Source organism: Chitinophaga sp. (assembly GCF_039596455.1).
In the GTDB taxonomy this organism is placed as follows: domain Bacteria; phylum Bacteroidota; class Bacteroidia; order Chitinophagales; family Chitinophagaceae; genus Chitinophaga.
The window spans coordinates 956,691-981,498 of record NZ_JBCNJR010000001.1 but is presented as its reverse complement, the minus strand read 5'-3'; the positions used below and the strand labels follow the sequence as shown (position 1 = coordinate 981,498).

The window sequence follows — 24,808 nt, the reverse complement described above, 5'->3', positions numbered from 1 at the left end:
TTCGATGACTGGTGAATACAGGAAACAGCATTCCAGGTTTTACGCCTCCCGCCTGATGGCCGGCGTACTGCTGGCGCTGCTGCTGCCCTTTGCGGGCAGGGCGGAAGACGAACCGGCATATGATGCCATCACCATCCAGCTAACCGTTCGCCAGGTAGGCAATATGGACGTGATGGCGGTGATAACAGGGGAGGAACTGTACCTGCCGGTGCCTGATGTCTTCAACTTCCTGAAGATCAAAAACACGCCGTCCGCAGACAAAAACCTGGTCACCGGTTTCTGGGTAAAGCCAGACGCTCCCTTTGTTATTGACAAAGCCCGCAGCCGCGTCACTTTCCGGGAACAGGTGTTTAACCTGCCGCCGGGCAGCATGATGCTGGTGGAAAACAACCTCTACCTGAAATCGCAATTCTTCGGCAAAATATTCGCGCTGCCCTGCACTTTCAGCTTCAGAAGCCTCTCGGCTGTAATGGACGCTACGCCAGACCTGCCGGTGATACGGGAAATGAAGCAGGAAATGATGCGGCGCAACCTGCGGCAGCTCAGGCAGGAGCCCCAGGCAGACACCACCATCCACCGCGACGATCCTTTTTTCCGCTTCGGCATGGCAGACTGGGAAGCGGTAGTGACCCGGCCGGGAGAGGGCCCGGCCAGCACCCGGCTCAACCTGGCTCTTGGGGCCACACTGGCCGGTGGGGAAGCCACCGTAGCGCTCAATTATCAGAACAACACTTCCTTTTCTCCCGCAAGGCAATATTTCTCCTGGCGGTATGTCAATAACGATAATGCGCTTGTACGCCAGGTACGGGCGGGACATATAACCCCTCAGGCGGTTTCCTCCATCTTCAACCCCGTTGTGGGCATACAGGTAACCAACGCGCCCACCTTGTACCGCCGCTCGTTCGGCACTTACCGGGTGAGCCAGTTTACGGAACCTGACTGGGTGGTGGAACTGTACGTGAACAACGTAATAGTAGACTACACCCGTGCAGACGCTACCGGTTTCTTTACTTTCGACATCCCGCTCATGTACGGCAACTCCCTCATCCAGCTACGGTTCTACGGGCCATGGGGCGAAGAACGGTCTACCGTGCAGAACATCGTGATCCCCTTTAACCTCATCCCGCAGCGGGAGCTGGAGTACACCGTCAGCGCGGGCATCGTAACAGACACGCTCAACAGTATATTTGCCAGGGCCGCTGTGAACTACGGGCTTGGCCGGCAGATAACCGTGGGCGGGGGTATGGAATACCTGTCTTCCGTTTTTCCTGATAAAGGCATGCCCTTCCTGAACACAACGTTCAAACCTGTAGAGAATATGCTGGTATCAGGCGAATACATGCATGGCGTACGGTCAAAGGCGGTAGCCAGCTACCGGCTGCCGTCAGACCTGCAGGCGGAGCTGAACTATACCCGGTATGCCAGGGCGCAGCAGGCCATTTACAACCGCGCGCTGGAAGAAAGAAAAGCGATAGTGTCTATGCCCGTGCGTGCACAGCGCTACGTGGTATTCTCCAGGTTTACCTTCAGCGAGATCATTTCTCCGCGGGTGCTGTACCCCTCTGAAACCAAATACCGGGACATCCCGAAAACCAGGTACACCTCCGCAGACATGCTGTTTTCCGCCACCTTCCGCCGCTTTGGCGCCAACTTCACCACCTCGGGTTTGTTCATTGCAGAGAACGGTCCCTACATATACAGCCTGCTTTCCCTGGCCTGCCGGCTGCCGGCCAGGTTCACCTTCAAGCCGCAGGCGCAATACCAGTATAACGACGGCCGGTTCATCACCATGCGGCTGGAAATGGAAAAGCAGCTGGCGGGCAGGGGTTTCATTAACTTCGCCTATGAAAGGAACTTTTACACACAGACCAACAATATAATGCTGGGCGTATCATTTGATCTTTCTTTTGCCAGAACGGCATTTGCGGCATCCCGCAGCAATAACAGCATTTCACTGATGCAATCTGCCGGGGGCAGCCTGATATACGATAACAGGAACAGTCACCTCACCCTGCGCAACCGTTCTGCCGTAGGCACCGGCGCCATATCCATCGTGCCCTATCTTGACCTCAACGGCAACAACCGCCATGACCGGGATGAGCCCAAAGTAGCCGGCCTCAAGCCGCGCATCAACGGCGGCCGCATGGCCACCGGCGCACGTGATACGGTTACCCGCGTATTTGACCTGGAAGCTTACCGGAACTACTACATTGAGCTGGACGATAGCGGCCTGGAAAACATAGCCTGGCAGCTGACAAAGAAAACATTGAACGTAGCCGTTGCCCCTAACCAGGTGAAGCAGATAGAAGTGCCCATTGCAGTAAAAGGCGAAGCCTCCGGCATGGTGTACCTCCTGGAAAACGGAGCGCAAAAAGGGCTGGGGCGCATCATTGTGTCTTTCTACAATAGCAACTCCGTACTGGTGGCCAAAACGGTTACGGAACCAGACGGCTTCTTCAGCTACCTGGGGCTGGCGCCGGGCGTCTATTCGGCGCGTATTGACGGGCAGCAGATGGAGAAGCTGGGAATGGTGTCTGCCACAAGGGAGGTGCCCTTTACGATAGCAGCCAGCAAGCAGGGTGCGGTGGCGGATGGGCTGGAGTTCAGGCTGGAGGCGGGAATGAAATGAAGACAAGCCATACCTCGAAGAATTGATTATCTTCAGGTAAAACCCTCATTATCTATGAAAAAGATCATAACCCTGATGTTACCCGTTATTTGTTTAACCGGTCACACACTCAAAGCCCAGGAAACGCTCTCCGGCCCCGCAACCATCTCTTCCTCCACAATCTGGACCAGCAATGGCTGGATAAAGGGAATGAAACTGGCAACCAGTCAAACCATTCAATTCGCTGCAGACAATCATCATTTTGGCATTGGCGCTTCCACGCCTAACGGCCTATATTTCTTTTCCACACCAACAGACGGCACAGACCAGGCGGCCACCTACCATATGACGATCATGCAAAACGGGAATGTAGGGATAGGCACCCTCAACCCGGGGGCCGCACTCGACGTACATGGCACCTTCCGGCTGGGTGTAACAGGTTATACCGGAGGGGAGGCTTATTGCATTGGTTTCACCCGTGAAAACAATGCGCACCTGTTCGGCATACATCCGCAGGGCCTCCTGCTTGGCGGTGATGCAGACGGTTTTGACATGAAAATACTCCCCAACGGCAACGTAGGCATCGGCACCGCATCACCGCAGGCAAAACTGGCAGTGAAAGGGACCGTGCTTGCTGAAAAAGTAAAGGTATCCGTGAAGCCCGAAGACTGGCCGGATTTTGTATTTCTCCCCGGGTACCGCCTTCCTTCTTTGCAGGAAATGGAAAAGTTCATCCGGGAAAACGGTCACTTGCCTGATATGCCGGCAGCCGCCACGGTAGCGCAGGAAGGGCTTGACCTTGGGGAGATGAACAGGAAACTGCTGCAAAAGGTGGAAGAGCTCACCCTGCATCTTATTGAAATGGAAAAACAGCAACAGGAAATGAAAGCGACGATCAAACAACTCACTGAACGTACACAACCTGCCCGGTAACTCATCCTGATCTAAAAAATTTCGCATATCTGAAAATCGAAGCGCTGGGTGGAACCGGCGCTTTATTTAAAGTCCATATGCCCTGCATTCCCGGCCAGGTCATACGCCGCAACCAACACAGTTTTCCCCGCCACATCACCGCGAAGCCGGTACCCCCACCATACATTCCCGGAAGAAAGCGCCGCTTCCCCGGTTTCTTCCTCAAACCCGTATTCATTCAGCACTTTCACCATCACCTTCACCACCCTGAAATCATCCACCGCCCTGATCTTCAACATACCGTTCTCAATATGCAGCTGTGTTACCCGCGGCGCATTAAAAGCGTCCCGGAAAGCGCGGTTATGCGCTGATTGCCCCGGCCGGGCGGCGGCCTGGTATATAGCCTTTAGCTGCACGTTGTTAACGGCAGCGGTAGCGTACGCATTGGCAAAAGCGAAGCGCTCCCTGTTGGCAAGCTCCCCGGCGGTAGGTGCGCTGCTCCGCGGGCCGGGCATCTTGCAGATAAATACCTTGCCGTTTACCCGCCGGAAAACGAACTGCCCGGCAAAAGCGCCGCTGGCGCCGTACGTGATAACGTTGTCTACTAATTTTGCCATTTTCTTTTTCCTGTAAAGTTCAGTGCTGCCGGCCTGCTCTATTTGACATTAGTGCAGAATTATTTAGCCCAAGTGCAGAAAATCGGGCTATCACCCTGTATTGACCCTGCTTACACCCTGTTCTGGTTGCGTAAACAGGGTGTAGGCAGGGTGTAGACAGGGTCAGGGCAGGGTTTCCCGCCATCAGGGAGGAACCTGCCCACAGTTTGCAATCCACCGCTATTTCCCGTAAATTCATCCTGACCTAAAAAAACCACATGCCTCCACGTTACAACTACGCCATCCGCGTATCTCTCATTGCCGCGCTGGGCGGCTTCCTGTTCGGCTTTGAAGTGGCCGTTATTTCCGGCGCCGAAAAAACCATCCAGCAGTTGTGGGGCCTCAACTCTTTCTGGCAGGGCTTCACCGTGGCCTCCAGCCTCATTGGCACCGTAGCAGGCTCCCTGGTGGCCGGCTGGCCGGCGCAAAAGTATGGCCGTAAAAAAGTGCTGGTGGGCATTGCGCTGATGTACCTGCTTTCCGCGGTGGGCTGCGCCCTCAGTACGGCCTGGCTGTTGTTTGTATTGTTCCGTTTCATTGGCGGGCTGGCGGTGGGTATTTCTTCCGTAGTAGGCCCCATGTATATTTCAGAAATATCGCCGGCGCCCATCCGTGGCCGCCTGGCAGGGTCTTTCCAGGTCAACATCGTGTCCGGCATATTGGTGGCCTACCTTGCCAACTTCCTGCTGTCAGGCATTGGGGAAGATGCCTGGCGCTGGATGCTGGGCGTAATGGCCATCCCCGCCGCGGTATTTGCCCTGCTGGTACGCACTATCCCGGAAAGCCCCCGCTGGCTGGTGCTCAACGGGCAAGACGCGGAAGCTGAAAAGATATTTGCCAGAACGGGAGAAACCGGCATTACGGCGCTCATCAAGGAAGAGCATGCGCTCGCCTCACAGGGCATCAAAGAAAAGCTGTTCTCCGGCAAATACAACAAACCCATTTTCTATGCCATGCTGCTGGCCATGTTCAACCAGCTCTCAGGCATCAACGCTATTATTTATTACGCCCCGCGCATATTTGAAATGGCCGGCTTTGATGAGGCCAACGCCTTCCAGCAATCTGTGTACATCGGCGCAGCCAACCTGCTGTTCACCCTGCTGGCCATGAGCGTAATAGACCGTTTTGGCAGAAAGAAGCTGCTGCTCATCGGCGCGGCGGGCATGTTCGTGTTCCTGGCGCTGACGGCCATTGCTTTCAGCAAACCGGGACAAGGCGGGGGACCGGTTATTCTCTACCTCATCGGTTTTATTGCCTGCTTTGCCTTTTCACAAGGGGCGGTAATATGGGTGTTCATCTCTGAAATATTTCCCAACGCAGTGCGCTCGCAGGGCAGCTCCCTGGGCAGCTTCACCCACTGGATCATGGCGGCCATTATCTCCTGGACCTTCCCGGTAATTGTGGAGGGCAGCCCGCAGGGCGGTTTTTATTCGTTCATATTCTACAGCGTCATGATGCTCCTGTCTTTCCTCTTCATCTGGCGCGTAATGCCGGAAACAAAAGGCCGGTCTCTGGAGCAGATACAGGAGGAGCTGGGCATCCGCTGAGGGGGGTGTAACCTTTGCCGTTTACCGTTCGTTCAACAGGAAATACACGCTTATGAAACACATGCTCTACCTGTCACTGCTTACATTGCTGTTTGCCTGCGGTAAAAAAGATAAACCTTCGTATGTAAACGAATCACTGATCGGTAACTGGAAACTGACCATCAACGCTTATTCTCCCGGCGGGCCTGTTGAGGAGCACCCTGCAGACCCGTCCAAGCCGGTAGTCATAACGTTTAAAACCGATGGTACGTTTACCAGCACCGCAGCCGGTAACAAGTACAACCATTTTACTATGGATGGCAACAAGGTAACCACCACGGGGCCCGATGCCACCACAGTTACCTATCAATACACCATTTCAGGCAGCACACTTACACTTACGCCCGTCAATCCCGTATGTATTGAAGGGTGCTATACAAAATATGTGGCTATACGGTAGCCTTCCCTTTACGTGAATGATGAATAAAGGGCTTCAGGAGCAATTGCTTTTGAAGCCCTTTGTGATTATGCCTGACGAGACCGGGGACCATGTATTCGGGCTGTTTTTTTACTGCCTGCAGTAATACTATCCGTTAAAATTTATACTTTGGCAATACGATGGTTGCCCTTATCCAATCCAAAGACCGCATAGGCCTCGTGGCCGATATTTCCCGCATTATGGCCGCAGCGGGCCTCAACATTGTATCCCTCCGGGAGCATGTAGACAAGGTGGAGAACCGTTTTTACATCCGTATAGAAACTGAAAATGAAGGAGAGCCTGCCGCGCTGGAGCAGGAGATCAGGAAAGTATTGCCCGCCGATGCGCTGATTGCCATCAACCCGCGGCCTGAAAAAAAGATAGTGGTGATGGTTACCAAAGAATACCATTGCCTGGCAGACATACTGGTACGGCACCAGTTCAAAACACTGGGCGCCACGGTGCAGTGCGTCATCGGTAACTACCCCGTGCTGCAGAATATCTGCGATCGTTTTGGCGTGCCCTTTCACCTGGTGAGCCATGAAGGAGTAGAGAAAACAGCCTTTGAAGAGAACATACAGCAGCATGTAGAGGCCTGCCAGCCTGATTACATTGTGCTGGCCAAGTTCATGCGTATCCTGAGCCCGGCTTTTGTGGCCCGCTACCCCATGCGCATCATCAACATCCACCATTCCTTTCTGCCTGCTTTTGCCGGGGCGCATCCCTACCGGCAGGCCTTTGAACGGGGTGTTAAGCTGATTGGCGCCACCTCCCACTTTGTGACCAATGAGCTGGACGAAGGGCCTATCATTGCCCAGCAGGTCATCCCCGTAAACCACTCCTATACTGCAGGAGATATGATGAAAGCGGGGCAGGAAATTGAAACCTCCGTGCTGGCCAAAGCGCTGCGGCTGGTGCTGACAGACAGGGTGTTTGTATACCGGAACAAAACGGTGGTATTTGAATAGCGGATACCTGCAAATAAAAAGCCCTTATGGGCTTTTGTTAATTTTTCTTCTTCGGCAGTGCCGGTGGCGGTGGCGGCAATACGTCTCCTTCCTTTAAGGGCGGCCTTACGGCACGTCTTATCTCTTCTTTTTCTGCGGCTGTAAGGTTTTTATAGCTACCGTCCCGCTCAATCTTTGCCCGTGTTGCGGGCTTCAGCTCAGACTTCTTTATCTTGTAAGGGCGCTGTTCGGCATCTTTTTCAACCAGCGGGGTTTTGGAAGCAGGTGTTTTCTCGGGTTTGGCGGAAGGAGAAGTATGCTTTTCAATAACAGGCGGCGCAGGTTTTTTAGTCTCCTTTACCTGGGCATGAACGGAAGTGCCGGCCAGCATTGCTGCGGCAAACAACCAGGAGGTTTGTTTGATCATAACATCGGATTTTTCAGGAAGATGCGGGACGAACCATTTTCCATAAAAAAATTAGCCCATGTGTGCCACCCCCACGCCGGGAGCTATTTCAAAAGCAATATTCACCCGCGTGCCCTGGGCAGCGCCATTTTCGTCATACAGGTCTGTAACCCTGATGTTGAAGCTGGTATTAAAAAGAACCTTGTACAGTTCCACTCTTTCCATGCAAAGGCTCATGCCCTTTGAGACATGCTTGCCTATGCGCTGCCGGGAAGATTCCACGCGGCCAATGCCGTTGTCCTGTATCTCACAGAGCAGCACGTTTTCCCGCTGGCGGCGCCAGTGTATCTGCAGGCGGCGCTGGCCTTCCTTGTTCATGAGCCCATGCCAGATGGCGTTTTCCAGGAAAGGCTGTATCAGCATGCCTGGTACGAAATACTCATCGGGGTTGATGCTCTCGTCTATCTCCATGTTGAACTCAAAAGGCTTGTCGCTCCGCAGCGCTTCTATTTTAAGGTAATGCCCCAGCAGGTCTACCTCTTCCCGCAGGGAAATGAAGTTCTTCTCGGAATGCATCAGCACCATGCGCAGCAGGCGGGCAAAGTTGGATACATAGTCTCCCGCCTTGTCTAGGTCAGCAGACAGTATGCAATGGTAGATGCCGTTGAGGCAATTGAAGAGGAAGTGGGGGTTCATCTGGCTTTTAAGCGTTACCAGCCTGAACTCCGCCAGTTGTTTGTGCAGCAGCTGCACCTCCTGCTCCTGCCGGCGGGCCTGTTCTTCCATCAGTGTACGCCCTATTTTGGAAGAGCAGATGGCGGCTATTTTCTCCAGCAGGTATAAATGGCCGGCGTGGTAGAAGTTTTTGCGGGAGTGCTCGGAATCTATTACCCCAATGACTTTATGGTGCAGGTAAATGGGTACGGCCAGTTCGGAAAAACGCTTTTCGTCATCTACAATGTACCGCGCGTCCTTGCTGGTATCGGGCACCAGCTCCGGCTTGCCGTGCAGGGCCACAGAGCCAACTATGCCTCGCCCCAGGGGGATCTCTATCGGGTCTCTTATTTCAAAGCGTACCGGGTTTTTGGGGCCGTAAGCCGCTTTTTGTACCAGCACCCGCCGTTCTTCGTCTACCAGGTATATCACGCAATCTTCCAGGTGCAGGCGGGAAATGCAGTTCTTGGCTACGTCCCAGAGTATATCGTCTACCGTGTTTTTGCCGAAAAGGGAGGTGGTAAAGTAGTTGAGGGTGGCCTCTGCCTTGTATTGGCGGCGGTAATACACCATTCTGCGGTATAAAACCGTCAAAAGTACCGCCAGTAGTATGATGATAATGATATATGCTGTGACCGGCATGGGGAGGCCTTTCAATTTCCGCCAAAAATTACTCATTTTTCTTTACAGGGCGTTATCTTTGTTGGATGGAGCAGATTGTGCAGCAAATAGAAGCATACAAACAGGAGATTGCCGCCTTCCAGCCTGAGAACGCGGAAGAGCTGGAGCAATACCGCATCAGGTTCCTTGGCACCAAAGGGCTGGTAAAGGCCCTGTTCGGGGAAATGAAGAACGTGCCTAACGACCGGAAAAAGGAGTTCGGGCAGGTGCTGAACGCCTTTAAAGTGCTGGCGGAAAGCCGGTATGAAGAGTTTCAGCAGCTGAAAGACGAAGCCGGCAGCGCCACGGGTCAGCTTGACCTCACCCTGCCCGGCGAGCCTCACCGCCTGGGCACCCGCCACCCCATCAGCCTGGTACGCAATAAAGCCATCCGCATATTTGAGCGGCTGGGCTTCACCATTGCGGAAGGCCCGGAAATTGAGAACGACTGGCACAACTTTACCGCGCTGAACCTGGCGGAAAACCATCCCGCCCGCGACATGCAGGACACATTCTATGTGCATAACAACCCCGACTGGCTGCTGCGCACCCATACCTCCTCCGTACAGGTAAGGGCCATGGAACAGGGCAAGCTGCCCATCCGCATCATCTGCCCCGGCCGCGTATACCGCAATGAGACCATCAGCGCCCGCGCACACTGCTTCTTTCACCAGATAGAAGGGCTGTACATTGCCGAAAACGTGTCTTTCGCAGACCTGAAACAAACACTGTATTACTTTGTACAGGAGTTTTTCGGGGAAAACTTCAAAGTACGCTTCCGCCCCTCCTTCTTCCCGTTCACAGAGCCCAGCGCGGAAATGGATATTTCCTGCCTGATCTGCGGCGGCGAAGGCTGTAACGTGTGCAAACATACCGGCTGGGTAGAAATTCTCGGCTGCGGCATGGTGCACCCCCAGGTGCTGGAAAACTGCGGCATAGATTCCAATAAATACACCGGCTTTGCCTTCGGTATGGGTATTGAAAGACTGACCATGCTCAAGTACCAGATCAAAGACCTGCGCCTGTTTTCAGAGAACGATGCCCGTTTCCTGAAACAGTTCCAGGGCACGGTGTAGCCATACATATTTTGCTCCCGATCAATTCCATGGATGTAAAAACAATTGCCGTTTGCGGGGCCGGTACCATGGGTGCCGGTATAGCGCAGGTAGCTGCCGCTGCCGGCTTCCGCACCCTGTTGTTTGACGCCAGCCCTGCCGCGCTTGAAAAAGGCCTGGCTATGGTACGTAAAAACCTGGAGCAGGGCGTAAACAAAGGCAAGCTCAGTCCTGAGAAAATGGCCTCAACCCTGCTGCACCTGCAAACCGTCAGCACCGTTGAGGCCTGCGTGGCCGATGTGGTCATAGAAGCCATTGTAGAACAGGTACCTGCCAAAACCGCCCTTTTCAACGGTCTTTCCCGGGTAAATGGCCCTGACACAATCTTCGCCACCAATACATCCTCCCTTTCCGTATCTGCTATAGCAGCCGGTATGCCGCATCCTGAACGGGTGGCCGGCATGCACTTTTTTAATCCCGCCCACCTGATGCAGCTGGTGGAAATTGTACGCGGCCGGCAAACGGCCGATGCCGCTTTCAACACCCTCTTCCACCTGGCAAAAGCCATGGGCAAAACGCCGGTAAGCGTGAAAGACTCCCCAGGTTTTATTGTAAACCGCGTTGCCCGCCACTATTATCTGGAAGCCATGCAGGTGGCCGCAGCGGGCGTGGCAGACATGGCCGTTATTGACCGTCTGCTGGAAGCGGCAGGTTTCAGGATGGGGCCTTTTGCCCTGATGGACCTCATCGGCAATGATGTGAACTACGCCGTTACCACCTCCCTCTATGAAGCCTTCAACCGCGCACCCCGCTTCCAGCCCGGGGCCATGCAGGCAGATAAAGTGGCCAGGGGAGAACTGGGCCGCAAAACCGGCAAAGGTTTTTACAACTATTGATTTACATTTGCGTTCATCAACTTTCAAAAACACCATGATCCTTGTTACCGGTGGCACTGGTTTTTTAGGCAGCTACTTGTTGCGGGCCCTTGTAACGGCCGGTAAACCGGTACGCGCCCTCTACCGCCGGCATATACCTGATCAGCTCCTGGATGTGAAAGACCGCGTGGAATGGGTACAGGGAGACGTGCTGGATGTTGGCTCGCTGGAAGAGGCCATGCAGGGTGTAGACCAGGTATACCACTGTGCGGCAATAGTATCCTTTCATCCGGACAGGCGGGCGCAAATGCTCAAGATCAATGTGGAAGGCACCGCCAACGTCGTGAACATAGCGCTTGACGCCGGCGTGAAGAAGCTGGTGCATGTAAGCTCCGTGGCCGCCCTGGGCCGCGCAAGAGAGCAGGCCGCCATCAACGAAAGGTCTCAATGGGAAGAAAGCAGCAATAATTCTTACTACGCCATCAGCAAGCACCTCAGCGAAATGGAAATATGGCGCGGCATAGCGGAAGGTTTGCCGGCCGTAATTGTAAACCCCTCCATTATACTGGGCAGCGGTTACTGGCACGATGGGTCTGGCATGCTGCTCAAAAATGCCTGGAAAGAATTTCCCTATTATACCGAAGGCATCAACGGGTTTGTAGACGTGAAAGACGTGGTACAGGTGATGATGTTGCTGATGGACAGTACCATTACCGCGGAAAGGTTTGTGCTCTCCGCTGAAAACTGGCCCTACCGCCGCCTTTTTACTACTATGGCGGAAGCCCTGGGCAAAAAGCCGCCCCATATTGCTGCCAAACCCTGGATGGCGGAGATGGTATGGCGCATGGCCAAAGTAAAAGGATGGATAACAGGCAAGCGGCCGCTTATTACCAGGGAAACGGCCCGCACCGCCCAGTTGAAAGTTTTCTATGACGCTGCCCGCATACAGGAAGCATTACCCGGTTTCCGCTTCCGCCCGCTGGAAGATACCGTGCGGGAAATCTCGGCTGCCTACCTGGCCCACCGGCAGCACAATTAACGCGCTCCCAGCTTCTCATTAAATACTAATGCCAGCATAGCGCCTGCCAGCGTTTGCCGCAAAGCGGCATCGGCTTTCTCGTGCATCCAGGCCTGCGGGGTTTCGCCCGGTATAACCGCGGCAACCGGCATGCCTCTCAGCTGGAACTCGTAACAGGTCTTTTCATAACTGTTGCGGGTGCCATAGCGGTTATGTGCCGTTACCTTCAGCTCGTCCGTAGCGGAGCGCAAAATACCTACCTGCTTGTTCTCGTTCAGCTCAACAAAGGAAATGTTCCGCTTTAAAATAAACTCCCAGTTTTTTAACGGGGCGGAACTCACCGCGCCCAGGGTAACATACCAGAGCAGAGCATCGCCGGGTAAAGTGCTTAATGAAGCGGGCAGGGGGCGGTTGGAAAACGTAATGCGGGGAGCAGACAGCACCTGTACGGGAAACTGTTCTTCCGCCGTCTTTACCGAAAAGTAAAAAGCGTCTGACACGCTTCTCCATTGTTTGGGCGGGGTGTTGGCCGCCACGCCGTTGGTGCGGGAGCTGGTAGCATACTCGCCCAGCGTGAGCGTTTTGGCGGTAAACCATCCGTCTTTCACCGTTACCGCCACTGCATGCGGCTGAATGTAAAGACCGGGGTCTTTTTTTATCACTGCGGGTTTGGGTGCAGAGCAGGCCATGCATAGCATGCCGATGGCCATTGCGCTGCCAAAGATCGTTCTTGCCATAGGTAATAGATGCTAGCTGTTAAGTTTGGCCCATATTTCAGGGATGCGTTTGGCCCAGGCCAGTTCTTTTTTCTTTTCGCGGGCCTCTACTGCGGGAATGCCAAAGTAGGTCTTGCCGCCTTCCAGGGAATTGCTCACACCGCTTTTGGCAAGGATAACGGCTCCCTTGCCAATAGTAATGTCTTTGTTGATACCCACCTGGCCCCAGATGATCACATTGTCTTCCACCCTGGCTTTACCGCCTATGCCTACCTGCGCTGCAAACAGGCAGTTTTTGCCTATCACGGCGCCGTGGCCTACATGCACCATGTTATCAAACTTGCAGCCCCGGCCGATGATGGTATCTCCGCTCACGCCCTTGTCTATGGTTGTGCTGGCGCCTATCTCCACGTCGTTTTCTATCACTACCCTTCCGCAGCTTTCCAGCTTGTCATACATCACTTCCCGGTCTGCCCTTTTCTTGAAGTAAAAAGCATCTGCCCCTATCACGGCGCCTGCCTGGATGATGACGTTATCGCCAATAACGCTATGGTCGTAAATGGTAACGTTGGGATGTATGATGCAGTTTTTGCCGATGCGCACATGGTGGCCAATGAACACCCCGGGAAACAGCACGGTGCCTTCTCCCACTACGGCCGTATCACTGACGGGCGTGGACGAGGCCGCAAAGGGGCGGTAGCGTTTCACCAGGCTCACGTATGCACTGAACGGATCTGCGGTTACCAGCAGGGCCTTGCCTTCCGGCGCTTCTACCTTCTTGTTGATGATGATAATGCTGGCCGCGGATGTAAGGCTGGCGTTGTAATACTTCTCAAAATCTACGAACGTAATGTCTCCCGGTTCTACCTTGTGTATCTCGTTAATACCGGTAGCCATCAGTGTATCATTGCCTTCCAGTTCTGCGCCTATAAGCGCTGCTATTTCTTTTACCGCAACGGGTGTATCTAACTTCATATGAACTTCGTTAAAGTGAGAGCAAAGTTAGGGGGCGTTATCCACAATTTTTTTGTGCTTGTGAATAAAATTTCTTGTAAAATTTTTCTTTTGTGATGAAATTCTTTTTAATATTGTGTAGGGAAATTTGTTTCCCTGTACTTACTAACCCATTCACATAACAAGAAAGTCTGATTGTTCTCACGGTCAGACTTTTTTTATTCCCCTTGTAACCCGCACGTACAAAGAGTTCCAGCCTGTCATGTTTTTTTGTTGTTGATCAGCGTATGATATTTTCACCTCATCAACACCGCTTTAAAGGTGGGGAAACGGGGAAGCGGCTTTTTCCGTTTTTTGTTCTTTTGGATGCTTTTGCCTCGCTTTTCAGCATAAAAAGCGGCAAGGCGGTTTTAATCCTGCAGGTTGGCCATGTTAATAAGCTTCTGTAACTGCAATATCCTGATCTTTTTACCCGGCAGGTCTATCACCTTTTCTTTCCTGAACTCTGAAAGCAGGCGGATGGCAGACTCCGTTGCAGTGCCTACAAGGTTGGCTATCTCTTCCCTGGAAAGGGTTACGTTGATGGTTTCTCCGTCTGCTTCCACGCCATAGGTTTCCTTGAGCGTAAGCAAGGTTTCTGCCAGTCTTTCCCGCACGGGTTTCTGTGCAAGATGGGTGATTTTAACTTCCGCCCTGCGCAGCTCGCTGGTGAGTATCTGCATCATTCTGAGGGAAAGTGCGGTGTCTTTCTGGAGTATCTGTAAAAACACGTCCCGGGGAATAAAACATACCGCGCTGTCTTCCAGCACGGTAGCAGTTGCGGTATACGGTTCGTTACTGATAAGGGCCTTATACCCGATAAGGTCTCCGGGTTTCACCAGGCGGATGATCTGCTCCCGCCCTTCGTCCCCGCTGTGGGAAAGCTTTACTTTACCCGTATTGATACAATAGATGCCGTAGGGATGTGCTCCTTCCTGGAAAATCTCCTGCCCCTTTTTGTAGGTCCTGCATTGTTTAACATTGGCAAGCTCGGCTACGTGAGCCGGTGATGCCGATGAAAAGACCTCTCCGGGATATTTGTTGCAGAACCGGCATTCTGTGTGATCGCTTAACATGTCTTGCGTCATAAAACCTCCAAGGATGGGCCAAAATTACTAATTTACAGTCCCTTAACCAAAGCACCCGGCCGTGAGCCTTCACTATTTTATCGTGTATAAGCCTTATGAGGTATTGACCCGCTTCGGGAAAGAAGGTAACAAGGCAGTATTGTCAGACTATTTTACCGTACCGAAAGACGTGTACCCGGTTGGCCGGCTGGACTATGAAAGTGAAGGCCTGCTTATCCTCTCCAACGATAAATCCCTGAACCACCGCCTGCTCAACCCTGCGCAACGGCATGAGCGGGAGTACTGGGTGCAGGTAGACGGGGCGGTAACCAACGAGGCCGTTCGCCTGCTGCAGGAAGGGGTTACCATCAATGTAGACGGCAAACCTTACCGTACCCGCGGCTGTGATGCGGCCATTTTCACGGAAGAGCCTTTTGTGCCGGAACGCAACCCGCCCATCCGTTTCCGCAAACACATACCCGCCCCCTGGCTGCGGCTGATACTGCGGGAAGGCAAAAACAGGCAGGTGCGTAAAATGACCGCCGCTGTTGGGTTTCCCACGTTGAGGCTGATCCGTTACCGCATAGAGCGGCTGACCATAGACGGCATGCAGCCCGGAGACCTGGTAGAGCTGAAGCAGCCGGAAATCTATAAAGCGCTGTTCAAATAAGCGCCCGCTCCTCCAAAATGCCTGGTTCCCAATCCGAAATATGGCTTAATTTAATTAGGTTTGTCACACTAAACAGATAATATGCTCAAATCCATGACCGGCTTTGGCCGTGCGGAAGTTACCCGGGGGGAAACAACCATTCTTGCGGAAATCAAATCACTGAATGGAAAACAGTTTGAGGTAAACCTCAAAATGTCCCCTCTTCTGAAACCCTACGAATTTGACATCCGTAACCTGTTGCAGCAGGAGCTGCAGCGCGGCACGCTGGATGCCACCATCAACATCAAGCAGAACGGCGCCACCCGCCCCGTAGTGATCAACACCGAACTGGCCCGGTATTACCACCAGGCCATTGCATCCCTGGCAACAGACCTTGCCCTCCCGCAGGAAGACATGCTGAACGTGCTTATGAAACTGCCGGAAGTGGTTACGCCCGCCTCTGAACAAATGGAAGAGTCCGAATGGCTGGAAGTGGAAAAGATAATACGCGCCGCCGTGGCGGAAATGGATGCCCACCGGGTAGATGAAGGCGCCATGCTGGAAAAGGACCTGCTGCTGCGGATAGACAACATCCTGCTGTATACCGAAAAGGTGAAGGAGCTGGACCCCTTGCGGAAAGACAAGGTGCGTACCCGCCTGGAAACCCTGCTGGCAGAATACGTGGGTAAAGACAATGTGGACGCCAACCGCCTGGAACAGGAACTCATCTTCTACCTGGAAAAGCTGGACATTTCAGAGGAACTGATCCGCCTGCAGAACCACTGCCGGTACTTCAAAGACATCCTGAACGAAGCAGACGCCGCCAAAGGCAAAAAGCTGGGCTTTGTATTGCAGGAAATAGGCCGCGAGATCAACACCACCGGCTCCAAAGCCAACGATGCCGGTATTCAGCAGTGGGTGGTAATGATGAAAGACGAACTGGAGAAAGCCAAAGAGCAGGTGCTGAACGTGCTGTAAGCCGCTCTTTACAGATAATTAGCAGCCGGCGTCACGAGCGCCGGTGTACTGAATAGAGAAGAATCTATGAAACTATATTTTACCTGTGCCCTTCTGGGCATGCTGGTTTTTGCCTGTAAACCGCCCCGGCTGGATACCTTCGAGAAGAACAGGGACATCCGCCGTTCAGAATGGGCCGTTGAAGACAAACCGCTGTTTGAGCTGGACCTGGCGCCGGAGGATACGGCGTTCTACTATAACATGTACGTCAACGTACGTCATACAGACGCCTACCCGTATAGCAACCTCTGGATACTGATAGGTACGCAGGCGCCGGGAGACAGTGCGGCCACCACCCGCCGGGTAGAGCTGCCCCTGGCAGATACATACGGCAAATGGATGGGAAGCGGCGTAAACGGGATGGTAGTAACGAATAACGATGATATATTCGAGCACCGCATTCCCATTCAGCAAAACGCCATTTTCTCCAAACCCGGCAGGTACCGCTTTACCTTTGAACAGAACATGCGCCAGAACCCGCTGCCCTACATCCTGAGCATGGGCCTGCGCATAGAAAAAGCCGCACCGCGGAAATAAAGAGACATGAAAAAAACGGCATCCTGGCTGCAAAGCAAAAAGATGATCACCGGCATTTATGTGTTTGTGCTGGCCTACACAGTGTTGCAGTTGCTGTGGTGGGGCGTGCTGTTGCACCAGCAAAGCAAGCAGATTGCCGGGTATGAGCGGCTGGAGCTGACGCACCGGGTACATGAGCTGTCACAACCCGCGGAGTTCATGTATGAAATGCAGCGGCTCCATAAAGAACAGCAGATGCGCACCTTCAAATACGTTGGGGAAGGCATCATCTTCCTGGTGCTGATACTGGCCGGCGCCGCAGTGGTGTACCGGGCGGTATGGAAACAGATGAAGCTCTCCCAGCAGCAGCAAAACTTCATGATGGCCGTTACGCACGAGCTGAAAAGCCCCATTGCTGTGGCCAAGCTGAACCTGGAAACGTTGCGGAAGCACCGGCTGGATGAAGAAAAACAACGCAAGCTGCTGGACAATACGCTCCGGGAAACCAACCGCCTTGACCAGTTATGCAACAACATACTGCTGGCCTCCCAGTTTGAACATCAGAAATACCAGCCCTTTCTGGAAGAGCTGAACTTTTCTGAAGTGCTGCAGCAGGGGGTAGACGAATTAAAAGACCGTACCGCCAGCCACGTCATTACCGCGTTCATTCAACCCGGCATCCTGCTGCAGGCAGACAGGTTCATGATGCAGCTGCTGCTGAACAACCTGGTGGAAAATGCCGTTAAATATGCGCCCAAAGGCACGGAAATACAGGTACGCCTGTTTACGGCCACGGAAGAAGATGAAGAGGAACCCGTGCTGAAGCTGGAAATATGCGACGAAGGCGAAGGCATAGCCCCCGCCGAAAGGAAGCGTATTTTTGAGAAGTTTTACCGCATCGGTAACGAGAACACCCGCAAATCAAAAGGCTCCGGCCTGGGCCTCTACCTGGCCAAAAAAATAGTGGAACAGCATGGCGGCGCCATCGAGGTGATGGACAATGAGCCCAAAGGCACCTGCTTCCAGATCACCTGGGACGATTATTCTACCCAACCTGTATAAAATTAACCGGTTGTGCGTAATTTTATAGACAATTAGCTAAATACCACATCAATATGAAGGAAGCGACGAAAGCATCAATATTGCTGGTAGAAGATGAAGAGAACCTGCAGGAAGCCTTGAAGCTGAACCTGGAGCTGGAAGGATATGAAGTGACCACGGCAGACAATGGCACCAGCGCATTGAAAGCTGTCAAGAACGAATATTTTGACCTGATCATTCTCGATATCATGCTGCCCGAAATGGACGGCCTGGCGGTATGTGAAAACATCCGTATCCAGAACAATGAAGTGCCCATCCTGTTCCTGAGCGCCAAAAACAGCAGTGCAGACCGCGTATTGGGCCTGAAAAAAGGCGGGGACGATTATATGACGAAACCCTTTAACCTGGAAGAGCTGCTGCTGCGTGTAGAAAAGCTCATTGTGAAGAACAAGAAGATACAGGATAAAGACAGCGTGCCCAACGTATACCACTTCGGCAACAATATGATAGACTTTGCGGCCCAGGAATGTGTAGGCAAAGACGGCAAACGCCACGAGCTGAGCAAAAAAGAGACCATGCTGCTCAAGCTGCTCATAGAGAACAAGGGCGAAGTAGTAACCCGTGAAAAAATACTGCAGGTGGTATGGGGCTATAACGTATACCCCACTACCCGTACCATAGACAACTTCATCCTCAACTTCCGCAAATATTTTGAGCAAGACAGCCGCAACTCCCAGTATTTCCATTCCGTACGCGGGGTGGGTTACAAGTTTACAGACGGCTGATCACCAACTATCCACCCTGCGCTGCCATTTGTAAGTTCCTTGCTGCCAGCTATTCAATCCCCCTTTTCCGGGCGCGGGCGGGGCGGTATCTTTGAGCGGCTTAGGAAACTATTATGTATAACCCCATCAGCGACCAGGGAATATGGCATACTTGTATGGCGCCTCCGCTAACGGAGGCACCGGCAGCTATGGGAAAATTCATTTACTGGGCACTTCTTACGGCAGTCATCATTTTGCTGGGCCTGTTCTTCTGGTGGCGGGAGAGAAAACTGCGGAAAAAAATGCAGGCCAACATCACCACCCAAAAGAACAGGGCTACCCTGGAGCTGCATACCTTCCAGAGCCAGATGGACCCGCATTTCATTTTCAACAGCCTAAACGCTATTCACAGCCGCATACTGTCCGCCAGCACGGAGCAGGCGTCTGAATATCTCACCCGTTTTTCCCGCCTCATGCGTATGGTGCTGGAAAACAGCAGCAGGGAATGGGTAAGCCTGGAAGAAGAGCTGGAAGCGCTGGAGCTGTACCTGCAACTGGAACAAATGCGTTTTGACGACCGCTTTGACTACCACCTGAACTGTCAGCCGTCCTGCAGGGATGCGCTGGTACCGCCTTTTATTATACAGCCCTTTGTACAAAGCGCCATCTGGTACCGCCTGCTGCAACGCCCGCCGGAAAGCCGGGGCCGCGTTAGCATAGAAGTAGGGCGCAAAAACGGGGAGTTGTACATTCGCCTGGAAGATAACGGCCTGGCCCGGCAGAGCACGTTCAACAGCCTGCAGCAAAAAACCGCTTACACACGGGTGGCTACGGAAAGACTGCGCTGGCTCAATGACCGGTATCAAACACAGGCCTCCGTAACCAGCGGCCACCTGTATGACGCACATCACCAGAAAACAGGCACATACACCATCATTCACCTGCCGGATGTAAACCCCGCGTCCAAACCGGAAGAAACAGTGTTTTTTCAGTAATTTAGGGATGCCCGGTTACCCGGAATCAACGCCCGCCGCATGCATACCATTATTATTGACGATGAGAAACATTGCAGGGACGTGTTGCAGATGCTGCTCACACGCCATTGCCCTGAAATAACGCTCGATGCCGTTTGCGAAGGGCCGGAAGAAGGCCTGAAAGCCATTGAAAAATACCAGCCGCGCCTTGTTTTCCTGGATGTGGAAATGCCCGGCATGAACGGGTTTGACCTGCTGGAAAACTGCAGCCGCCGCAACTTCTCCGTTATATTCACCACCGCTTATGACCAATACGCTATCAAAGCCATTCGCCACAGCGCGTTAGATTTTCTGCTGAAGCCGGTAGACAAGGAAGAGCTTATTCTGAGCGTACAAAAAGCGCTGGGGCAGAATACCTCCGCCGCGCCGAAGGTAGATGCGCTGCTGCAGTTCCTCCACCAGCATGTACAGCACAATGAACGCCTGGCCCTGCCTACGGTAGATGGCCTGCGTATGATGCCCGTTCGGGAAATACTGTATTGTGAATCGGAAGGAGGCTACACCCGCGTGTTCCTGCAAAAGCATGAAAAGCCGGTGCTGATCTGCCGCTCTCTCAAGGAAGTGGATGAGGTGCTGAGAGACAAGGGGTTTTTCCGGGTACATAACAGCTTCATCATCAACCTTTCTTTCATGGAAAAATATATGAAGGGAGATGGCGGGGAAATTATTATGAGCAACGGCAAGAGCATACCGGTTTCCCGCAACCGCAAGCAGGATTTTCTGACGCGGATAGAAAAGTTGTGAGCTGCCGCCGCCCAGGCAAGGGCGACTAGAGTTTTTTTAAGCTGCCCACCGGCATCCAGCCGGTTTTACCGTCTGCCAGCTGCACCTTGCTGAAATCCTTGGTACCGTCCAGCACTTCTACTTTAATACCTTCACCTACCTGGAACAGATCCTTGCTGCCCTCATCAGGCGCAGCTTTCACTTTTACGGCGGCCCGCATTACAATAGCAGTGTTGTTGTGATAGGCTTTGTTCTGCATCCATACGGCCATGCTGAAATAGCCAATGAACAGAACGCCTGCAACGGAAAGGCCCCAACGAAGCCAGGTGTGGCGCATACCGGGCATAAAAAAGTAGGAAATGATGCCGCCGCACAATATCCAGAACCATACAATGCTGCCAATAGCCCAGCCGCGGGCAGAATGCAGTTGCTGCCACTGCAGCCACCACCTTTCAAAAAAGAGCAGGGGCAAGGCCTCTATATTGTTGCTCACACGCTGGTTGGCCAGGTAAAGGTTTTGTTCAGCAGCCGCATCTCCCGGCTTCAGGTGCAGCGCTTTTTCAAAGCTGTACACGGCCATGCCTACCTGGTTGCTTTTCAGGTATGCGTTGCCGGCGTTAAAGTACAGGTCTGCCACCTGGTAGCCCGAGTCTATCAGTTGCTGGTATTTGGCTGCAGCCTCCCTGTATTGCTGCTGCCTGTATAGCTGGTTGCCCTCTGAAAATAAAACGGGGTCTTGCTGCGCCTGCGCTGCCAGCGCAGTAATTACAAGCATACATAGCGTGAACAAAAATCGCATACTTCTTTATTTTCCGGCTTTGTTCTTTAATTGGTCTTCAATATCCGTGATGATCTGAACAGCTTCCTGGTAGGCGTCCTGCCGGTGTTCAATGCTGCTGGCAGGCGCGTACAGCGCCATTTCACAACGGTCTGTAAGGTCAAACAGCTTTTGCATGGTGTCTGCCTTCAGTTGCTGGGCCGCCAGTTTTTCCTGCACTATTTGCTTGCTCAGTTCGGCCATCGGTATTTTCAGCTTGTGGCTCAGGTAGCCCCAGATCCCTTTGGATGTTTCTTCATAAAACGCCTTGTCTTTTCCTTCACGCAGGTAGCGGGCGGCCAGTTCAAGCCGTTTGAGCGCTACCTTGTTGGCATGTTTGTGCCGGAGCAGCGCCACGTTGCTGTTGCGGAAGTTTTCCCTGCGGCGGTACCAGGCCATGCCGCCCACAGCCAGCAGCGGCAGCAGCAGCAGCACCCAGAAGAGGGGCTTGCCAAAGAAGAAGGGGCTGCGTTTGTTCCATTGCGGTACGGAGGTGCGGATATCTACCAGCTCTGTTTTGCTGCCAAAATCTTCTTTCTCCCGCTTCACCTGCTTGCCTGCAACTACGTGCAGGGGAAAAGCGGCAGACGTAAGCGTTTTATAAGCATTGGCCTGTGGGTCAAAGTAAGAGAACTCAACCGGCGGCACCTGGTGGTCTCCCTTTTCCTGTGGCATCAGTACGTATTGGAACTGCCGGCTGCCGCTGAGCGGGTTGCTGTTCTTTTCAATATTGTCTGTTACCGTAGGGTCATACTTTTCAAATGCAGGTGGTACGCTCAGGGGCGGGGCGTTCAGCAAGTTTACATTACCCTGGCCGCTGATGGTGACTTTGAGCGTCAGCGCATCGTCCGTGCTCAGCTCTTTTTTATCTGCCGTGGCCGTCATGCTGAATTTGCCCACGGCGCCGTTGAAGCTGGCGGGGCGGCCTTCAGTGGGCAGCGGTTTCACCGTTACCTTCACTACGGGGCTTTGTATTTTATAGGGCACCACCTCATATTCAGGGCTGCCAAAGGCATCGTCAAAAAAAGAATCATCAAAGGGGCTGCCGCCAAAGGCATCACGGAAGAAAGGATCGTCTGCAAAGGGGTTCCTTCTTTTACCCTTCTGCATCTTCACCAGGTGTACCTGGTTGTCTACCTCGGCGGGGTCAAGCTCCAATTGGCCCGACTGCAGGGGGAACAATAATGTTTTCCGGATAATGAACACGTTGTACTCCACCCCGTTCACCGTTTCCTTGTAGGCTTGCGGCGGGTTGGGCAACTCTATGTCCCGTGCTGAAAAACCTTTGAACGCCGGTACTTTAGTAACGCTTGAATTGGTGGGCAGGCGGGTGTAGAGCTTGTAAGTAGCGGTGAGCTGCTGCCCTTCGTACACAGTGGTTTTATCTACATCTACTTTTACAAAGAGGTTTTTGCGCAGCTTCTCCTTGATATCTTCCCCGCTGCGCAGAATAGCCGGGTCTGCATTCAGGCGCGGCCTGCCCTGGGAGGGCGGAAAGGCCTGTTGCGGCTGTTGCTGGGGCTGCACGGAACCCGCACCGCCTTTGCTCACCTCAATATTCACCGGCGGACTTTTTACCACGCGCCCGTCTACCCGCGCAGTAGCGCCGGGAATGGTGAAGCTGCCCACCTGCCGCGGCCGCAGTATGTAACTGAAAGCTACGTAAGAGGTCATTTTACCATTGATGTAGGAGGTGCCCTGCATCTGGCTGGGGCCCTGCACGATGTCAAATCCCGTAAATTTCGGCGGGTCAAAAGCGCTGAGGTTTTCCGGGTTTTCCAGCATGAACTGTATCTGCACCATCTCGTCCAGTGCAATACTGTTGGAGTTTACATTGGTGGTAAAACGAAATGCCTGCCCGGAAGCAGAAAGCGCTGCCCCGCAAATAACGAGCAGCGTAAAACAGTATTTTTTTAAAATGGCAGCCTTAAAATTCATCCTGAAAACAAATTTAACCAATGCCCTGCGCGCCTATCCCAAAAACGAGTTAAAAGTTAGTTAAAATAAGCTCTAAATAAGCCACTGTAAAGGATTTTACTCAATGTCGCCCAGCATCGGCCGCATGAGAATGTCTTCAACCACGGCCTGTTCGCTGAGGTTGTAGGCAGCCCATATCATGGCGGCCACGTCTTCCGGTTCCATCAGGCGGTCTTCCGGCCCTTCAAACCCCTGCCACGAAGCCGTCCATGTGGGGCCCGGGCTAATGGAGGTCACTTTCACGCGGAAGGGTTTCATTTCTTCCCGCAGGTTTTTGGAAAACCCCAGCAGGGCAAATTTGGTGATGCTGTAAGAGCCGCCGTTGGGGTAGGCCTTGTGGCTGGCGGTAGAGCAGAGGTTGAAGATGTGGCCTTTCTGCGCCGCTTTCATGCCCGGCAGCAGCAAACGGGTGAGGTGGTAGGCGCTGTAGAGGTTTACGGCCATCATATTTTCCAGGTGGCCCTCTTCCTCTTCATGTACCGCGCCGGGCACAAAAATGCCGGCGTTGTTTACCAGAATGTCAGGCGCTTCTCCCATGGCGGCCGCTACCTTTTTTCCGAAGGCCACCACTTCTTCCTTGCGGCCCATATCTACCACTTCAGCCAGTACTTTTGTTCCCGGCCGCTTTGCGGCCACCGCGGCACGCGCGGTTTCCAGCGTGTCAGCATGCCGCGCGCAAATGGCTATATCAAACCCCTCCGCCGCCAGCCGCTCCGCTACTGCACGCCCAATGCCCTTGCTGGCCCCGGTAATGATTGCATACATATCTGTTCCTTTGTTCAGGCTGCATTTTACACAATGCTTTCCATTTTTGGAAATATGAAAGCGCGAAAAGATGATAAAACCACCCATGTCCGCAGGTTGTCGTAAATTTGCAGGGAACAACAGTTGCCAACGACACGGATTATGATGCGCTATAAACACGTTTTTTTCGACCTGGACCACACCCTATGGGATTTTGAAACCAATGCGGTATCTACTTTACAGGAGCTTTACGCGGAACACGGGCTTGAGAAAAGGGGCATTCCCTCTTTCGGGGAATTTTATGCCAGCTATTCCGTGATCAATGACAAGCTGTGGGACCGCTTCCGGAAAGGGTTCATCAATCGTAACGATCTGCGTACCAAACGTTTCTCCATGACCTTCCTGGAGTTCAAGATCTGTGATGACAAGCTTTGCGATGCCATTGGCAAACGTTTCCTGGAGGTGCTGCCCACCAAAACCGCGCTGTTCCCGCATGCGGTAGAGGTGCTGGATTACCTGCAGGATAAAAACTATCCCATTCACCTCATCACCAACGGTTTTGAGGAAACGCAACGCCTTAAAATGAAACATTCCGGCATACATGATTACTTCACGCACATCGTGACCTCTGAAACCGCCGGCTCGCTGAAACCCCACCGGGATATATTTGACTACGCCATGAAATTGTCTTCCACCAGCGCTTCAGAAAGCATCATGATCGGAGATACGCTTGACGTAGACATCCTTGGCGCGCAGGAAGCAGGTATGGACCAGGTGTATTTTGCACCCGGCCAAACGCAGGAAGGCGTTACGCCCACCTACACCATCCGCAGCCTGAAAGAGCTGAAAGATATTTTATAACAACGCATGGTAAAAAGAAAGGGGGTTGATAGCA

25 protein-coding genes are annotated in these 24,808 nt (G+C 53.1%); 16 read left to right on the top strand and 9 right to left on the bottom strand.

The annotated features are described in order from the left end of the window. The first annotated feature begins 4 nt into the window (after positions 1-4). A complete protein-coding gene (locus ABDW36_RS04085; protein ID WP_343700603.1) occupies positions 5-2,629 on the top strand; it encodes a hypothetical protein in 2,625 nt (874 codons plus the stop codon). Positions 2,630-2,683: 54 nt separating this feature from the next. Next, positions 2,684-3,541: a hypothetical protein gene (locus ABDW36_RS04080; RefSeq protein WP_343700602.1), complete on the top strand. Its 858-nt coding sequence runs from the start codon at positions 2,684-2,686 to the stop codon at positions 3,539-3,541. A 62-nt stretch (positions 3,542-3,603) separates the two neighbouring features. On the opposite strand, the gene ABDW36_RS04075 is transcribed toward ABDW36_RS04080, so the two are convergent. Beyond that, the gene (locus tag ABDW36_RS04075) at positions 3,604-4,137 is read right to left on the bottom strand and encodes a hypothetical protein (protein WP_343700601.1); all 534 of its coding nucleotides are present in this window, start codon (positions 4,135-4,137) and stop codon (positions 3,604-3,606) included. A gap of 257 nt (positions 4,138-4,394) precedes the next feature. Between ABDW36_RS04075 and ABDW36_RS04070 the strand changes: the two genes are divergently transcribed. From ABDW36_RS04070 to purU, 3 genes are all read left to right on the top strand, one after another. Next, positions 4,395-5,723: a sugar porter family MFS transporter gene (locus tag ABDW36_RS04070; RefSeq protein ID WP_343700600.1), complete on the top strand. Its 1,329-nt coding sequence runs from the start codon at positions 4,395-4,397 to the stop codon at positions 5,721-5,723. Between the two features lie 52 nt (positions 5,724-5,775). Continuing rightward, positions 5,776-6,162, top strand: a complete 387-nt coding sequence (locus ABDW36_RS04065; protein ID WP_343700599.1) for a lipocalin family protein — start codon at positions 5,776-5,778, stop codon at positions 6,160-6,162. A 158-nt stretch (positions 6,163-6,320) separates the two neighbouring features. Further along, positions 6,321-7,148: a formyltetrahydrofolate deformylase gene (gene purU, locus ABDW36_RS04060; RefSeq protein ID WP_343700598.1), complete on the top strand. Its 828-nt coding sequence runs from the start codon at positions 6,321-6,323 to the stop codon at positions 7,146-7,148. Positions 7,149-7,185: 37 nt separating this feature from the next. On the opposite strand, the gene ABDW36_RS04055 is transcribed toward purU, so the two are convergent. Together ABDW36_RS04055 and ABDW36_RS04050 are read right to left on the bottom strand one after the other, a co-directional pair. Then, the gene (locus tag ABDW36_RS04055; RefSeq protein ID WP_343700597.1) at positions 7,186-7,554 is read right to left on the bottom strand and encodes a hypothetical protein; all 369 of its coding nucleotides are present in this window, start codon (positions 7,552-7,554) and stop codon (positions 7,186-7,188) included. A gap of 51 nt (positions 7,555-7,605) precedes the next feature. Continuing rightward, positions 7,606-8,889, bottom strand: a complete 1,284-nt coding sequence (locus ABDW36_RS04050) for a histidine kinase (protein ID WP_343700596.1) — start codon at positions 8,887-8,889, stop codon at positions 7,606-7,608. A 65-nt stretch (positions 8,890-8,954) separates the two neighbouring features. Here ABDW36_RS04050 and pheS point away from each other — a divergent pair, with 65 nt between their 5' ends. The 3 genes from pheS to ABDW36_RS04035 are packed head-to-tail and all read left to right on the top strand — an operon-like array spanning position 8,955 to position 11,876. Beyond that, a complete protein-coding gene (gene pheS / locus ABDW36_RS04045) occupies positions 8,955-9,983 on the top strand; it encodes a phenylalanine--tRNA ligase subunit alpha (RefSeq protein ID WP_343700595.1) in 1,029 nt (342 codons plus the stop codon). Positions 9,984-10,012: 29 nt separating this feature from the next. Then, entirely contained in the window at positions 10,013-10,858 is an 846-nt protein-coding gene (locus ABDW36_RS04040) for a 3-hydroxyacyl-CoA dehydrogenase NAD-binding domain-containing protein (RefSeq protein ID WP_343700594.1), read from the top strand. 34 nt (positions 10,859-10,892) lie between these two features. Continuing rightward, the gene (locus ABDW36_RS04035; protein WP_343700593.1) at positions 10,893-11,876 is read left to right on the top strand and encodes an NAD-dependent epimerase/dehydratase family protein; all 984 of its coding nucleotides are present in this window, start codon (positions 10,893-10,895) and stop codon (positions 11,874-11,876) included. Here the strand turns inward: ABDW36_RS04035 and ABDW36_RS04030 are convergent. The 3 genes from ABDW36_RS04030 to ABDW36_RS04020 all read right to left on the bottom strand — a co-directional run bounded on the left by ABDW36_RS04030 (position 11,873) and on the right by ABDW36_RS04020 (position 14,652). Continuing rightward, on the bottom strand, positions 11,873-12,592 hold the full coding sequence (locus tag ABDW36_RS04030; protein WP_343700592.1) for a hypothetical protein: 720 nt from the start codon (positions 12,590-12,592) through the stop codon (positions 11,873-11,875). The two genes, ABDW36_RS04035 and ABDW36_RS04030, sit on opposite strands and share 4 nt — an antisense overlap. A gap of 12 nt (positions 12,593-12,604) precedes the next feature. Beyond that, positions 12,605-13,546 carry a UDP-3-O-(3-hydroxymyristoyl)glucosamine N-acyltransferase gene (locus ABDW36_RS04025; protein ID WP_343700591.1) on the bottom strand — a complete coding sequence of 314 codons (942 nt, stop codon included), beginning with the start codon at positions 13,544-13,546 and terminating at the stop codon, positions 12,605-12,607. 389 nt (positions 13,547-13,935) lie between these two features. Beyond that, positions 13,936-14,652, bottom strand: coding sequence for a Crp/Fnr family transcriptional regulator (locus tag ABDW36_RS04020; RefSeq protein ID WP_343700590.1), 717 nt, complete (start codon positions 14,650-14,652; stop codon positions 13,936-13,938). Positions 14,653-14,713: 61 nt separating this feature from the next. Between ABDW36_RS04020 and ABDW36_RS04015 the strand changes: the two genes are divergently transcribed. From ABDW36_RS04015 to ABDW36_RS03985, 7 genes are all read left to right on the top strand, one after another. After that, the gene (locus ABDW36_RS04015; RefSeq protein ID WP_343700589.1) at positions 14,714-15,301 is read left to right on the top strand and encodes a pseudouridine synthase; all 588 of its coding nucleotides are present in this window, start codon (positions 14,714-14,716) and stop codon (positions 15,299-15,301) included. A gap of 81 nt (positions 15,302-15,382) precedes the next feature. Beyond that, entirely contained in the window at positions 15,383-16,258 is an 876-nt protein-coding gene (locus ABDW36_RS04010; RefSeq protein WP_343700588.1) for a YicC/YloC family endoribonuclease, read from the top strand. 66 nt (positions 16,259-16,324) lie between these two features. Continuing rightward, entirely contained in the window at positions 16,325-16,834 is a 510-nt protein-coding gene (locus ABDW36_RS04005) for a gliding motility lipoprotein GldH (RefSeq protein ID WP_343700587.1), read from the top strand. A 6-nt stretch (positions 16,835-16,840) separates the two neighbouring features. Further along, positions 16,841-17,875: an ATP-binding protein gene (locus ABDW36_RS04000; RefSeq protein WP_343700586.1), complete on the top strand. Its 1,035-nt coding sequence runs from the start codon at positions 16,841-16,843 to the stop codon at positions 17,873-17,875. Between the two features lie 53 nt (positions 17,876-17,928). Beyond that, entirely contained in the window at positions 17,929-18,639 is a 711-nt protein-coding gene (locus ABDW36_RS03995) for a response regulator transcription factor (RefSeq protein ID WP_343700585.1), read from the top strand. Positions 18,640-18,827: 188 nt separating this feature from the next. Beyond that, a complete protein-coding gene (locus tag ABDW36_RS03990) occupies positions 18,828-19,613 on the top strand; it encodes a histidine kinase (RefSeq protein ID WP_343700584.1) in 786 nt (261 codons plus the stop codon). Between the two features lie 39 nt (positions 19,614-19,652). After that, positions 19,653-20,396: a LytTR family DNA-binding domain-containing protein gene (locus ABDW36_RS03985; protein ID WP_343700583.1), complete on the top strand. Its 744-nt coding sequence runs from the start codon at positions 19,653-19,655 to the stop codon at positions 20,394-20,396. A 25-nt stretch (positions 20,397-20,421) separates the two neighbouring features. On the opposite strand, the gene ABDW36_RS03980 is transcribed toward ABDW36_RS03985, so the two are convergent. The 3 genes from ABDW36_RS03980 to ABDW36_RS03970 form a co-directional block, all read right to left on the bottom strand. Next, complete coding sequence (locus tag ABDW36_RS03980) at positions 20,422-21,150, bottom strand: SH3 domain-containing protein (RefSeq protein ID WP_343700582.1); 729 nt, start codon at positions 21,148-21,150, stop codon at positions 20,422-20,424. Positions 21,151-21,180: 30 nt separating this feature from the next. Beyond that, positions 21,181-23,130 carry a BatD family protein gene (locus ABDW36_RS03975; protein WP_343700581.1) on the bottom strand — a complete coding sequence of 650 codons (1,950 nt, stop codon included), beginning with the start codon at positions 23,128-23,130 and terminating at the stop codon, positions 21,181-21,183. A 96-nt stretch (positions 23,131-23,226) separates the two neighbouring features. Next, positions 23,227-23,934, bottom strand: a complete 708-nt coding sequence (locus tag ABDW36_RS03970; RefSeq protein WP_343700580.1) for an SDR family oxidoreductase — start codon at positions 23,932-23,934, stop codon at positions 23,227-23,229. Between the two features lie 141 nt (positions 23,935-24,075). Between ABDW36_RS03970 and ABDW36_RS03965 the strand changes: the two genes are divergently transcribed. Beyond that, positions 24,076-24,774, top strand: coding sequence for a YjjG family noncanonical pyrimidine nucleotidase (locus tag ABDW36_RS03965; RefSeq protein ID WP_343700579.1), 699 nt, complete (start codon positions 24,076-24,078; stop codon positions 24,772-24,774). The last annotated feature ends 34 nt before the right edge of the window (positions 24,775-24,808 follow it).